This window comes from Streptomyces sp. 3MP-14 (assembly GCF_006334905.2).
In the GTDB taxonomy this organism is placed as follows: Bacteria; Actinomycetota; Actinomycetes; order Streptomycetales; family Streptomycetaceae; genus Streptomyces; species Streptomyces triticirhizae.
The window spans coordinates 90,090-102,721 of the sequence record NZ_VDLZ02000013.1 but is presented as its reverse complement, the minus strand read 5'-3'; the positions used below and the strand labels follow the sequence as shown (position 1 = coordinate 102,721).

Sequence of the window (12,632 nt, the reverse complement as noted above, 5' to 3'; positions counted from 1 at the left end):
CCGCGCGCGGTCACCGCCCGAGGCGCGCCGCGCGCCCCCCGCGTCACTCGGCCACGACACGGGTGACCTCCCCCTCGGAGACCTCGAAGCGGGTGCCGGCCAGGATCTCCGGCACGTCCTCCGGAACCGCCGCCGTGACCAGCACCTGCTCGGCCGAGACCACCAACTCGGCCAGCCGGTGCCGGCGTCGGGCGTCCAGCTCGGCGAAGACGTCGTCCAGGATCAGGATCGGCTCGGGCCCCTCCTCGCGCAGCAGCCCGTACGAGGCCAGCCGCAACGCCAGCGCCAACGACCAGGACTCGCCGTGGCTGGCGTAGCCCTTGGCCGGGAACTCGCCGAGCCGCACCAGCAGATCGTCCCGGTGCGGGCCGACCAGCGTCACGCCGCGCTCGATCTCCCGTGGCCTGGCCTCGGTCAACGCGGCCGCCAGCAGTGCCTCGTGCTCCGCGCGGCCGACCGCGCCCGTGCCCTCCTCGACCGTCGAGCCCCGGTACTCCAGCACCACCGGGCCGCCGCCGGGCGCCACCTGCTCGTACGCCTTGTCGGCCAACGGCCGCAGCGCCTCCAGCAGGGACAGCCGCCGCACCACCAACTCCGCGCCCACCCGCGCCAGATGCTGGTCCCAGACGTCCAACGTCGACAGGTCCATGCCGCGACCGCCGTGCCGCCGGGCCATCGCCGCCGACTTCAACAGCGAGTTCCGCTGCTTCAACACCCGTTCGTACTCGGCCCGCACGCCGGCCAGCCTGGGCACCCTCGCCGTCACCAACTCGTCGAGGAACCGCCGGCGCTCCGTCGGGTCCCCCTTGACCAGCCGCAGGTCCTCCGGCGCGAACAACACCGTGCGCACGATGCCCAGCAGGTCGCGGGGGCGCACCTGCGTCGAACGGTTGAGCCGGGCCCGGTTGGCGCGGCCCGGGTTCACCTCCAGCTCCACCAGCTGCTGGCGCTCGCCCTCCCGCACCAGGGCCCGCAGCACCGCGCGCTCCGCGCCCATCCGCACCAGCGGCGCGTCGGCGGCGACCCGGTGGCTGCCCAGCGTCGCCAGATAGCCGACGGCCTCCACCAGGTTGGTCTTGCCCTGGCCGTTGGGGCCGAGGAAACACGAGACCCCGGGGCCGAGTTCCACCTCGGCCCCGGCGTACGACCGGAAGTCGGCCAACGAGAGATGTGTCAGGTGCACGGCGTGGGCCAACCTCCCCGATCGAACCGCCCGTCGGCGCTCCCCGTCAGGACTACGAGGAACTCCGCACGGCGTGGCCGCCGAACTGGTTGCGCAGCGCGGCGACCATCTTCATCTGCGGCGAGTCCTCCTGCCGGGAGGAGAACCGCGCGAACAGCGAGGCGGTGATCGTCGGCAGCGGCACCGCGTGGTCCACCGCCGCCTCGACCGTCCACCGGCCCTCGCCGGAGTCGGCGGCGTAGCCCCGCAGCCGCTCCAGGTGCTCGTCGTCGTCGAGCGCCCGGACCGCCAGGTCCAACAGCCAGGAACGGATCACCGTCCCCTCCTGCCAGGAGCGGAACACCTCGCGGACGTCGGTGACCTCCTTGGCCGCCTCCAGCAACTCCCAGCCCTCGGCGAACGCCTGCATCATCGCGTACTCGATGCCGTTGTGCACCATCTTGGCGAAGTGCCCGGCGCCCACGCTGCCCGCGTGCACCGCCCCGGACTCCCCGGGCGGCTTCAGGGCGTCGAAGACCGGCCGCACCCGCTCCACATGCTCAAGCTCGCCGCCGTACATCAGCGCATAGCCGTTCTCCAGGCCCCAGACCCCGCCGGAGACGCCGCAGTCCACAAAGCCGATGCCCCTGGTGGACAACTCCGCCGCGTGCCGGGCGTCGTCCGTCCAGCGGGAGTTCCCGCCGTCCACCACCACGTCCCCGGGGGAGAGCAGCTCGCTCAGCTCGTCCACGACGGACTGGGTCGCCTCGCCCGCCGGCACCATCAGCCACACCACCCGGGGCGCGGCCAGCGCGTCCACCATCTCCCGCAGGCTGCCCACATCCGCGGACTCGGTGTCGGGGGCGTACCCCACGACGGTGTGACCGGCCCGGCGGATGCGCTCGCGCATGTTGCCGCCCATGCGGCCGAGGCCCACGAGACCCAGCTCCATCAGGACTCCTTCGTAGCGTTGTACCTGAGGCCGAGCCTACGCCCGACCCCGCACGCACACCTGTGGGGTCGGGCGCTCAAAAGCGCAGATCAGCGGGGGCGCGCCGGCGAGCCGTCCACGACGGGCCCGGGGCTCAGCCGCTCAGCCGAACGGGCATGATCAGGTACTTGTAGGCCTCGTCCGCCTCGGCGTCCACGGCGGGCCGGCCGCTCAGCAGCGCCGGCTTGGTGGAGGTGGTGAACGAGAGCTGGGCCACCGGGGAGTCGATGGCGCTGAGGCCCTCCAGCAGGAAGCCGGGGTTGAAGGCGATCGAGATGTCGTCGCCCTCCAGCTGGGCGTCGACCCGCTCCACAGCCTGTGCGTCGTCGCTGGAGCCGGCCTCCAGGATCAGCACGCCCTGCTCGAAGTTGAGCCGGACCGGGGTGTTGCGCTCGGCGACCAGGGCCACGCGCTTGACGGCCTCGACGAAGGGCGCGGTCTCGATCACGGCCACCGAGTTGAACTCGGTGGGGAAGAGCGTGCGGTACTTGGGGAGGTCGCCCTCCAGCAGCCGCGTCGTGGTGCGCCGGCCGGCGCCCTCGAAGCCGATCAGCCCCTCGCCGGCCCCGGAGCCGGAGAGCGCCAGGGAGACCGTGTCGCCGCCGCTGAGGGACTTCGCCGTGTCCAGCAGCGTCTTGGCCGGGACCAGGGCGACGGCGGAGATGTCCGCGACCTCCGGCTTCCACAGGAACTCCCGCACCGCGAAGCGGTATCGGTCCGTCGAGGCGAGCGTCACCGTGTCGCCCTCGATCTCGACCCGGACGCCGGTGAGCACCGGCAGCGTGTCGTCCCGGCCGGCGGCGATGGCCACCTGGGAGACCGCCGAGGCGAAGACCTCAGCCGAGACCGTGCCCGTGGCCGTCGGCATCTGCGGCAGCGCCGGGTACTCCTCGACGGGGAGGGTGTGCAGGGTGAACCGCGAGGAGCCGCAGACCACCGTGACCCGCACGCCGTCCGAGGAGATCTCCACCGGGCGGTTGGGCAGCGAACGGCAGATGTCGGCCAGCAGCCGCCCGGAGACCAGGACCGTCCCCTCGTCCTCCACGTCGACCTCGACCGACACCCGCGCCGAGACCTCGTAGTCGAAGCCGGAGAGGCTCAACGCGCCCTCCTCCGCCTTCAACAGCAGCCCGGCGAGCACCGGCACCGGCGGTCGGGCCGGCAGGCTGCGGGCGGCCCATGCCACCGCCTCCGCGAGCACATCGCGTTCCACCCGGATCTTCACTTCAGCCGCCTCCCGCAGTTGCTGGCCGCTCGTCGCCGTTGGCCCCGTCTTGTTGGGCCCCCAGTCTGACGCACGCCACTGACAGTAGGTGCTCCGGCGAGTCAAATCGAGGCGCGCTGGGTAGGTCGTCCCCGAGCCCGGTTGTGCACAGCCCCCACTTCGAATCGAGTCTCCCGGCTTATATCCGTAGTCGTAGTAGTAGGGCCTGTGGAAACGGTGGATAACTCCAATTCCCCTGCTCAGAGCCGGTTTTCTGTCCACATGCCCTGTGGGCGGAGCGGTGGACGAAGCAGCCCCTCCTGTGGACGGCCGCCGGTTGTGCACAGGCCATCCCCAGGACACCCCGAGTTCTCAACAGCTCTGTCCCCAGTTTCGGAGCGGTTGCCCACAGGCCACGCGGCAGCTTCCTGTGACCTGATTCACTCGACCCGGTGAGGCGGCGCGTTATGTTGCCGAACAGTGGATAAACCTGTGGATTGGCTGTGTACAACTCCCCTCATCCTGTGGGTAGCTGACCCTGGTCGGTGGACAACGCCGAACGGGCCTCGGGGCGATCCTCGCTCGTCCACAGGCTGTGGACGAGCGTTCTCCACACATCCACAGGCACCTGACCTGCGGTTGTCCCCCGTTCCCCGCCGGCCTGTGGACGGAGATCTGGACGACACGCCAACCTCACAGGGTGTGGACGACGACAACTCGCCGAATCTGTGGGAAACCTGGGAGAACCACGAAAACACGAGTGGCCCGGCTCGCTAATCGAACAGCGCCCCCGAGGCGAGACCTCGGGGGCGCTGCGGTGAACGGCCGGTTCGACGACGGCTTACGGGCCGGCGGGGGCGTGCGTGGAGGCGCCGGCGGCGACCCTCGGTGACGCCCGAGCGTTCCGGCTCAGCCGTTCTTGATGCGGTTGGTGAGCTCGGTGACCTGGTTGTAGATGGAGCGCCGCTCGGCCATCAGCGCCCTGATCTTGCGGTCCGCGTGCATCACCGTCGTGTGGTCGCGCCCGCCGAAGTGCTGACCGATCTTCGGCAGCGAGAGATCGGTCAACTCCCGGCACAGATACATGGCGATCTGTCGCGCCGTGACCAGGATGCGGCTGCGCGAGGAGCCCGCCAGGTCCTCGATGGTCAGGCCGAAGTAGTCGGCGACGGCCGAGGTGATGGCGTCCGCCGTGATCTCGGGGGTGGCGTCCTCGCCGCCCGGGATCAGGTCCTTCAACACGATCTCCGTCAGCCCCAGGTCCACCGGCTGCCGGTTGAGGCTGGCGAACGCCGTCACCCTGATCAGCGCGCCCTCAAGTTCCCTGATGTTGCGGGAGATCCGCGAGGCGATGAACTCCAGCACCTCGGGCGGGGCGTTCAACTGCTCCTGGACCGCCTTCTTCCGCAGGATCGCGATCCGGGTCTCCAGCTCCGGCGGCTGGACGTCCGTGATCAGTCCCCACTCGAAGCGGTTGCGCAGCCGGTCCTCCAGCGTGATCAGCTGCTTGGGCGGCCGGTCGGAGGAGAGCACGATCTGCTTGTTGGCGTTGTGCAGGGTGTTGAAGGTGTGGAAGAACTCCTCCTGCGTGGACTCCTTGCTCGCCAGGAACTGCACGTCGTCCACCAGGAGGATGTCCATGTCCCGGTAGCGCTTGCGGAAGGCGTCGGCCTTGCCGTCCCTGATCGAGTTGATGAACTCGTTGGTGAACTCCTCGGAGCTGACGTAGCGCACCCGGGTGCCCGGATAGAGGCTGCGGGCGTAGTGCCCGATGGCGTGCAGCAGATGCGTCTTGCCGAGCCCGGACTCCCCGTAGATGAAGAGCGGGTTGTACGCCTTCGCCGGCGCCTCGGCCACCGCCACGGCCGCCGCGTGGGCGAAGCGGTTGGAGGCGCCGATGACGAAGGTGTCGAAGAGATACTTCGGGTTGAGCCGCGCGGTCGGCTCCCCCGGCCCGGTCGCCGGCGCCGGCTGGGCGGCCAGCGGCCCGGGCGCGCCGCCGGAGGCCCCGGGCCGGTCGCCGGAGTCGTAACGGCCGTACCGCTGCTCGCCGTAGCGCGGCTCCCCGCCGTAGGAACGTTCCCCGTACCGCTGCTCCTGGAAGGACTGCTCGCCGAACCCGCGCTCGCCATACGCCTGTTCACCGTAGGAGGAGGAGTCGAAGCCCTCCGAGCGGCCGTAGGAGGGGTAGTCCCCGTGCGGCTGCCGCCACGGCGGGCTCTCCTGGGGCGGCGGCTGGTGGCGGTCGGGGTACGCGGGGCGCGCCTCGGGTCCCGGCTCGCGCCGACCCTCGCCGCCGTACCCGTCGTACTTCTGGTAGCCGCCGTCGTCCGTGGGCGGCTCGGCCCGGGGGCCGGCCTGCTCGGGGATGGACGGTGGGGGCGGCGCGGACTCCGCCGGCGGAGCCGTGACGGTGATGGCCAGCCGGACCGGCTGGCCGCACTCGCGGCTCAGCGCCTCGCTGATCAGCGGCGCCAGCCGCCCCTCCAACACGTTCTTCGCGTACTCGTTGGGCACGCCCAGGAGGGCCGTCCCGGAGACCAGGGCCAGCGGTTGGCAGTCCTGGAGCCAGCGGTGGTCCTTGGACTCCAGGCGCTGGCCGTCGGAGAGCATCGTCGTCAGAGCCCGGGGCCAGACCGCTGCAAGGTCCGCTGGAAGGTCAGCCACGAGGCACGCTCTCTCACTCGCAGGGGTGGCGCTCAGGGATGGCGCTGTGTTGGCGGGCACCTGTGGGTGTGACGCCGGGGGCGATCGGGAAAGATTCCGAGTTCAGTCACGTTAGTCAGCGCGAGGTCCGCGCATCAAGTCGTTGTCCACAGGCTGTGTACAGGGATGCGCCGTCCGAGTTTGACCTGTGGCTCGCCTCGCGCGTACCGTTGCCAGGTCGAGTCGTCGATGGCTGCTGCCGCCTGCCTCCGATGGCCCGCCTCCGACCAGAGGTGTGAGCGGCTGACTCGGGCGTTGCGATGGTCTCGCGGGCGCACGGTGACAGCCAACGACGGTCCACATCTGTCTCGGCCGACCTGTGCCGGTACACCGAAGATCTCTGGAGTCCCCGAGTGAGCAAGCGCACTTTCCAGCCGAACAACCGGCGCAGGGCCAAGACCCACGGCTTCCGGCTGCGGATGCGGACGCGTGCCGGCCGCGCCATCGTCGCCAACCGTCGTGCCAAGGGCCGCGCCCGGCTGTCGGCCTGAACCACTGACCACTGGTCCATGCGGTGCTGCCCTCCGAGAACCGGCTGAGGCGGCGCGAGGACTTCGCGACCGCGATGCGCCGAGGTCGCAGGGCCGGACGCCCGCATCTCGTCGTCCATCTGAGCGATGGAACGGACCCGCACCTGGCGGAGGGGACACCCTCACCGCCACGTGCGGGTTTCGTCGTCAGCAAGGCCGTGGGGAACGCGGTGGTCCGCCACCGCGTCCAGCGTCGGCTACGTCACCTGGTCCGGGCCCGGCTGACCGCGCTGCCCGCCGGTAGCCTGGTGGTGGTGCGGGCCCTGCCGGGCGCGGAGCGAGCCGCGTTCGACCAGCTGGCTCGCGAGCTGGACGCCGCACTGGAGCGGCTACTGGGAGGGGTACGCGGATGAAGTACCCGCTGCTGCTGCTGATCAAGCTGTATCAGTGGACGATCAGCCCCCTTCTCGGCCCGGTCTGCCGTTACTATCCGTCGTGTTCCCACTACGGATATGGCGCCATCGACCGGCATGGAGCGCTCAAGGGGACGGCCCTCACCGCTTGGCGCATTCTGCGCTGCAACCCCTGGTCGCCGGGTGGAGTCGATCACGTTCCGCCGCGCAAGCGCCCGGTCTGGCATCGGTCACTGCGGGACCGACTGCGGCACCGGTCGTTCAACCCCGCCTCTCCCGGGGGTGCCCCCAACAATGCCCAAGGAGCTTGATCCGTGGACACGATCAATTCGATCCTCTCCCCCCTCTATATCGCCGTTTCGTGGATCGTCGTCCAGTTCCACAGCCTCTACAGTCTGGTCTTCGACGAGGACAGCGGCTGGGCCTGGGGGCTGTCGATCTTCTCCCTGGTGGTGGTCATCCGGATCGCCCTGATCCCGCTCTTCGTGAAGCAGATCAAGGCCACCCGCAACATGCAGGCGCTCCAACCACGGATGAAGAAGATCCAGGAGCGCTACAAGAACGACCGGCAGCGCCAGTCCGAAGAGATGATGAAGCTGTACAAGGAGACGGGCACCAACCCGCTCGCCAGCTGTCTCCCGATCCTGGCGCAGTCTCCCTTCTTCATCGCGCTCTTCCAGGTGCTCAACCACATCGCCAGCGACAAGGTCGTCGGCGTCCTCAACCGGGACCAGGTCGAGTCCGCCCGTGAGGCGACGATCTTCGGCGCTCCGATCGCCACCCGCTTCATGGACAGCGCGTCCCAGGTCGCCGAGCTGGGTGCCTCCCAGGCCAACGTCCGCATCGTCACCGTCATCATGATCGTGCTGATGTCGGCGTCGCAGTTCTTCACCCAGCGGCAGCTGATGACGAAGAACGTCGACCTCACGGTCAAGACGCCGTTCATGAACCAGCAGAAGATGTTGATGTACATCTTCCCGATCATGTTCGCCGTCTTCGGCGTGAACTTCCCGGTGGGTGTGCTGATCTACTGGCTGACCACCAACGTCTGGACCCTGGGCCAGCAGATGTACGTGATCACGCGGAACCCCACCCCGGGCAGCCTGGCCTTCCAGCAGCGGCAGGAGCGGCTGCGCAAGAAGGGCAAGCTCCCCCAGGAGGAGGAAGAGGCCGCGAAGAAGTCCGCCGAGGCCACCCGGACCGTCCGCAACCAGCGCAAGCGGCAGACCCGGTCCCAGCGGCAGTCCGGCACCGGCGCCCAGCCGGCGAAGAAGCAGGCGGCGTCCGCCCCCTCCCGGCTGGACAAGCCGCAGCAGAACGGCAAGAGCGGCGGCGACCAGGCCAGCCAGAACGGGCAGAACGGCCAGGCGCGGTCGTCCGAGGGGTCCCAGCCGCAGAAGAAGCAGCGGGGGCAGCAGGCGAAGAAGTCCCAGGCCCGCAAGCCGAAGCCGTCCGCCAAGAGCAAGAAGTAGAAGGAGCCTCACCCGTGACGGACACCACCTCAGCCCCCGCCGAGGAGACCGACGAGCTGACCCGCCTGGAGCAGGAGGGCGAGATCGCGGCGGACTACCTGGAGGGGTTGCTGGACATCGCCGACCTGGACGGCGACATCGACATGGATGTCGAGGGGGACCGGGCGGCGGTCTCGATCGTCTCGGATGGCCCGTCGCGCGATCTCCAGAAGCTGGTGGGCCGGGACGGTGAGGTGTTGGAGGCGCTCCAGGAGCTGACCCGGCTCGCGGTGCACCGGGAGACGGGCGAACGGAGCCGGCTGATGCTGGACATCTCCGGGTTCCGCGCCCGCAAGCGGGAGAAGCTGACCGTGCTGGGCACCCAGGCGGCGCAGCAGGCGAAGGACTCCGGCGAGCCGGTGAAGCTCCAGCCGATGACCCCGTTCGAGCGCAAGGTCGTGCACGACGCGGTCGCGGCGGCCGGCCTGCGGAGCGAGTCCGAGGGCGAGGAGCCGCAGCGGCGCGTGGTCGTCCTGCCGTGACTCAGGACCGCGCCGTGGAGGCGACGCTTCCCGAGCCCCCGGAGGCCGCGCAGAAGGTGTTCGGCGAGCGCCTGGGCGACGCCGTTCGCTATGCCGAGCTGCTGGCCGACGTCGGGGTGAGCCGTGGGCTGATCGGTCCCCGCGAGGTGCCCCGGCTGTGGGAACGCCACCTGCTGAACTGCGCGGTGCTCTCCGAGGTGGTGCCCGAGGAGGTCACGGTCTGCGATGTGGGGTCCGGGGCCGGGCTCCCCGGCATCCCGCTCGCCCTGGTGCGGCCCGACCTCCGGATCACCCTGCTGGAGCCGCTGCTGCGGCGCATCAACTTCCTGGGCGAGGTGGTCGAGCTGCTCGGCCTGGAGGACCAGGTGTCCCTGGTCCGGGGCCGCGCCGAGGAGGTGCTGCCGACCTTCACGCCCGTCCATGTGGTGACGGCCCGCGCGGTCGCTCCGCTGGACCGGCTGGCCGGCTGGGGCGTTCCGCTGCTGCGTCCCTATGGCGAGATGCTGGCCATCAAGGGCGAGACCGCCGAGGAGGAGCTGAAGGCCGCCCGGGGCGCGCTGGCCAAGCTCGGCATGGTGCGGAGTTCCGTGCTCCGCGCGGGAGTTGGCGTGGTCGACCCGCCCTCCACCGTGGTGCGCGTCGAGGTCGGGGAGAGCCCGGGCGGGGTGCGGTTCGCCGCCAAGCGCGCCAAGGCCGCTCGGCGCGGCGGCTCCAGCCGGCGCCCCCGCCGCTGACCGTTCCACCCGCTGACCGTTCCGCGCCCGGCGGCGCCTGGACGCGCGTCGTTTCTCGGCGCCGTTCCGGTTCGCCCGAAGCGACGGTCATCCGGATCAATTGGCCGTGGGCGGAGTGTCCTGCCGAGCCCCGGAGTTGAGCGTGGGCATCGTGTTTCACGTGAAACGCCGCTCGCTGCTCCAGGGAATCATCAGCCGTGGGCGCGCGACTGCCGAGCCGCGCGCCCGTCGTCCCCGAACGTCACTCCAAAGTGGGGCGCCTGTATCCACAGAGGGCCCTTCATCCACAGGTAAGCGGTCCTCGCTGGTTCGCAACCCCCGAGACATGGCAGGCTTTGACTCCACAGAGGCTGTGCGTGTCGAGGAGAGTGAACCATTGCGGTCCGACGCCAACACTGCTGGGCCGACGGCCGATCCGGTCCCGGGCCCTCGGTCCGAACCGACGGACGCTCCGGGCGGTGCCGTTGATATTGCGACCAGTGCTCCGCCGCCCGCCGACGGGGCACCGGTCGCCCGGGCCGCGCAGCAGGCCATCGCCGCCATGCACCTCTCCGGCGGCGCGCTGCCCCGGCCGGCCGAGACCCGGATCATGGTGGTCGCCAACCAGAAGGGCGGGGTCGGGAAGACCACCACAACGGTCAACCTGGCGGCCTCACTTGCCCTCCACGGCGCCCGCGTGCTGGTGATCGACCTCGACCCCCAGGGCAACGCCTCCACGGCGCTCGGGATCGACCACCATGCCGAGGTGCCCTCGATCTACGACGTGCTGGTGGAGAGCAAGCCGCTCTCCGACGTGGTGCAGCCGGTGCGCGATGTGGAGGGGCTCTTCTGCGCCCCCGCCACGATCGACCTGGCCGGCGCCGAGATCGAGCTGGTCTCCGTGGTCGCCAGGGAGAGCCGCCTGCAACGGGCCATCAGTTCCTATGAACAGCCACTCGACTATGTGCTGATCGACTGCCCGCCCTCCCTGGGGCTGCTGACGGTCAACGCGTTGGTGGCCGGCGCCGAGGTGGTCATCCCCATCCAGTGCGAGTACTACGCGCTGGAGGGCCTCGGCCAACTCCTGCGCAATGTCGAGCTGGTGCGCGGCCATCTCAACCCGAGGCTGCATGTCTCCACGATTCTGCTCACCATGTACGACGGCCGGACGCGGCTGGCCTCCCAGGTGGCGGAGGAGGTGCGGAGCCACTTCGGCAACGAGGTGCTGCGCACCAACATCCCGCGCTCGGTGCGCATCTCCGAGGCCCCCAGCTATGGGCAGACCGTCCTCACCTACGACCCGGGCTCCAGCGGTTCGCTCTCCTATCTGGAGGCGGCCCGGGAGATCGCGCTGCGTGGCGCGATCCCGCAGCAGGAACAGCACAACCCGGAGGGGGCTCAGTGAGCGAGCGACGTAGAGGACTGGGCCGAGGGCTGGGCGCGCTGATCCCGGCGGCGCCCAAGAGCGCGGAGGAACCCGCCGAGAGCGACAAGGGAAGCGCGGTATCGCCCAGCGCCGTCCCACTGTTGACCGCCGAGCGCGGCATCGCCGTGCCGACCGCGCCGGAGCGCGGACGCCGGACGGTGGCCGAGCAGCCCTCCACCCCGCCGGCGGCGGACGGCGGGGGCGGCGAGCAGCCGCAGGAGGTCTCGGGCGCGCACTTCGCGGAGTTGCCCATCGACTCCATCACGCCCAACCCGCGCCAGCCGCGCGAGGTCTTCGACGAGGACGCCCTCGCCGAACTGGTCACCTCCATCAAGGAGGTGGGTCTGCTCCAGCCGGTGGTGGTGCGTCGACTCTCCGAGGACCGCTATGAGCTGATCATGGGGGAGCGCCGCTGGCGCGCCTGTCGTGAGGCCGGCCTGGAGGCGATCCCCGCGATCGTCCGGGCGACCGAGGACGACAAGATGCTGCTGGACGCGCTCCTGGAGAACCTCCACCGCGCCCAGCTCAATCCCCTCGAAGAGGCCGCCGCCTACGACCAGTTGCTCAGGGACTTCAAGTGCACCCATGACGAGCTGGCCGACCGGATCGGGCGGTCGCGGCCCCAGGTCTCCAACACCCTGCGGCTGCTTCGGCTCTCACCGGCGGTGCAGCGCCGGGTGGCCGCCGGGGTGCTCTCGGCCGGCCACGCCCGGGCGCTCCTCTCCGTGGAGGACCCGGAGGAGCAGAACAAGCTCGCTCTGCGCATCGTGGCCGAGGGGCTGTCCGTGCGCGCGGTGGAGGAGATCGTCACCCTCCAGAGCGACAGCAAGAAGAAGAGCACCCGGTCCAGGGGGCCCAGGGCCGGGAAGCGGATCGCCCCCGCGCTCGACACCCTGGCGCACCGGCTCTCGGATCGCTTCGAGACCCGGGTGAAGGTGGACCTGGGGCAGAAGAAGGGCAAGATCGTCGTCGAGTTCGCCTCGATAGAGGATCTGGAGCGCATCCTGGGGCAGTTGGCCCCGGGCGAGGGGCCGGTGCTGGAGCAGCGGGCCTCGGACGAGGAGCAGCAGCCGGGCGAGGCCGAGAGCGGCTCGACGGAGGGCTGACCGTCCTCGCCGCCGGCGAGCGGCAGAGCGAAGGGCCGTCGCGTTTCACGTGAAACGCGACGGCCCTTCGGCTGTTTCGAGCGTCGCTCAGGCGATGAACTCGGTGAGGTCCCGCTCGATGGCCGCCTTGGGCTTGGCGCCGACGATGGTCTTGACGACGTCACCGCCCTGGTAGACGTTCATGGTCGGGATCGAGAGGATGCCGTACTTCGACGCCGTGGCCGGGTTCTCGTCGATGTTGAGCTTGACGACGGTGATCTTGTCGGCGTGCTCGGCGGCGATCGCCTCCAGGGCGGGGGCGACCTGACGGCAGGGGCCGCACCACTCGGCCCAGAAGTCGACCAGCACGGGCTTGTCGCTCTGGAGAACCTTCTCCTCGAAGTCGGCGTCGGTGGCGGTCACGGTGGCGCCAGCCATGGTGCATCTCCTTTGTTGGGAACCTGAGGGG

Annotated in this window: 13 protein-coding genes; 8 read left to right on the top strand and 5 right to left on the bottom strand. The window is 70.2% G+C overall.

The window, feature by feature from the left end:
• Positions 1 to 43 precede the first annotated feature (43 nt).
• From recF to dnaA, 4 genes are all read right to left on the bottom strand, one after another.
• A complete protein-coding gene (recF, locus tag FH609_RS21360) occupies positions 44 to 1,183 on the bottom strand; it encodes a DNA replication/repair protein RecF (RefSeq protein ID WP_139670070.1) in 1,140 nt (379 codons plus the stop codon).
• Positions 1,184 to 1,235: 52 nt separating this feature from the next.
• Positions 1,236 to 2,114 carry a phosphogluconate dehydrogenase (NAD(+)-dependent, decarboxylating) gene (gene gnd / locus FH609_RS21355; protein WP_139670068.1) on the bottom strand — a complete coding sequence of 293 codons (879 nt, stop codon included), beginning with the start codon at positions 2,112 to 2,114 and terminating at the stop codon, positions 1,236 to 1,238.
• Between the two features lie 133 nt (positions 2,115 to 2,247).
• A complete protein-coding gene (dnaN, locus tag FH609_RS21350; RefSeq protein ID WP_139670066.1) occupies positions 2,248 to 3,378 on the bottom strand; it encodes a DNA polymerase III subunit beta in 1,131 nt (376 codons plus the stop codon).
• Positions 3,379 to 4,266: 888 nt separating this feature from the next.
• Complete coding sequence (gene dnaA, locus FH609_RS21345; RefSeq protein ID WP_139670064.1) at positions 4,267 to 6,024, bottom strand: chromosomal replication initiator protein DnaA; 1,758 nt, start codon at positions 6,022 to 6,024, stop codon at positions 4,267 to 4,269.
• A 392-nt stretch (positions 6,025 to 6,416) separates the two neighbouring features.
• Between dnaA and rpmH the strand changes: the two genes are divergently transcribed.
• From rpmH to FH609_RS21305, 8 genes are all read left to right on the top strand, one after another.
• Positions 6,417 to 6,554: a 50S ribosomal protein L34 gene (gene rpmH / locus FH609_RS21340; RefSeq protein ID WP_062209723.1), complete on the top strand. Its 138-nt coding sequence runs from the start codon at positions 6,417 to 6,419 to the stop codon at positions 6,552 to 6,554.
• A gap of 23 nt (positions 6,555 to 6,577) precedes the next feature.
• A complete protein-coding gene (gene rnpA / locus FH609_RS21335; RefSeq protein ID WP_122183413.1) occupies positions 6,578 to 6,946 on the top strand; it encodes a ribonuclease P protein component in 369 nt (122 codons plus the stop codon).
• Positions 6,943 to 7,257: a membrane protein insertion efficiency factor YidD gene (yidD, locus tag FH609_RS21330; RefSeq protein WP_139670062.1), complete on the top strand. Its 315-nt coding sequence runs from the start codon at positions 6,943 to 6,945 to the stop codon at positions 7,255 to 7,257. Before rnpA ends, yidD begins: the two co-directional genes overlap by 4 nt.
• Positions 7,258 to 7,269: 12 nt before the next feature.
• The gene (yidC, locus tag FH609_RS21325) at positions 7,270 to 8,418 is read left to right on the top strand and encodes a membrane protein insertase YidC (RefSeq protein WP_139670299.1); all 1,149 of its coding nucleotides are present in this window, start codon (positions 7,270 to 7,272) and stop codon (positions 8,416 to 8,418) included.
• Positions 8,419 to 8,432: 14 nt separating this feature from the next.
• On the top strand, positions 8,433 to 8,939 hold the full coding sequence (locus tag FH609_RS21320) for a protein jag (RefSeq protein WP_139670060.1): 507 nt from the start codon (positions 8,433 to 8,435) through the stop codon (positions 8,937 to 8,939).
• Entirely contained in the window at positions 8,936 to 9,673 is a 738-nt protein-coding gene (rsmG, locus tag FH609_RS21315) for a 16S rRNA (guanine(527)-N(7))-methyltransferase RsmG (RefSeq protein ID WP_226961858.1), read from the top strand. Before FH609_RS21320 ends, rsmG begins: the two co-directional genes overlap by 4 nt.
• A gap of 325 nt (positions 9,674 to 9,998) precedes the next feature.
• Positions 9,999 to 11,057 (top strand): ParA family protein, encoded by a 1,059-nt coding sequence (locus tag FH609_RS21310; protein ID WP_139670058.1) that lies wholly within the window; start codon positions 9,999 to 10,001, stop codon positions 11,055 to 11,057.
• Entirely contained in the window at positions 11,054 to 12,184 is a 1,131-nt protein-coding gene (locus FH609_RS21305; protein ID WP_139670056.1) for a ParB/RepB/Spo0J family partition protein, read from the top strand. Before FH609_RS21310 ends, FH609_RS21305 begins: the two co-directional genes overlap by 4 nt.
• Positions 12,185 to 12,271: 87 nt before the next feature.
• Here FH609_RS21305 and trxA read toward each other — a convergent pair whose 3' ends face one another.
• Positions 12,272 to 12,601, bottom strand: a complete 330-nt coding sequence (gene trxA, locus FH609_RS21300) for a thioredoxin (protein WP_139670054.1) — start codon at positions 12,599 to 12,601, stop codon at positions 12,272 to 12,274.
• Positions 12,602 to 12,632: the final 31 nt, after the last annotated feature.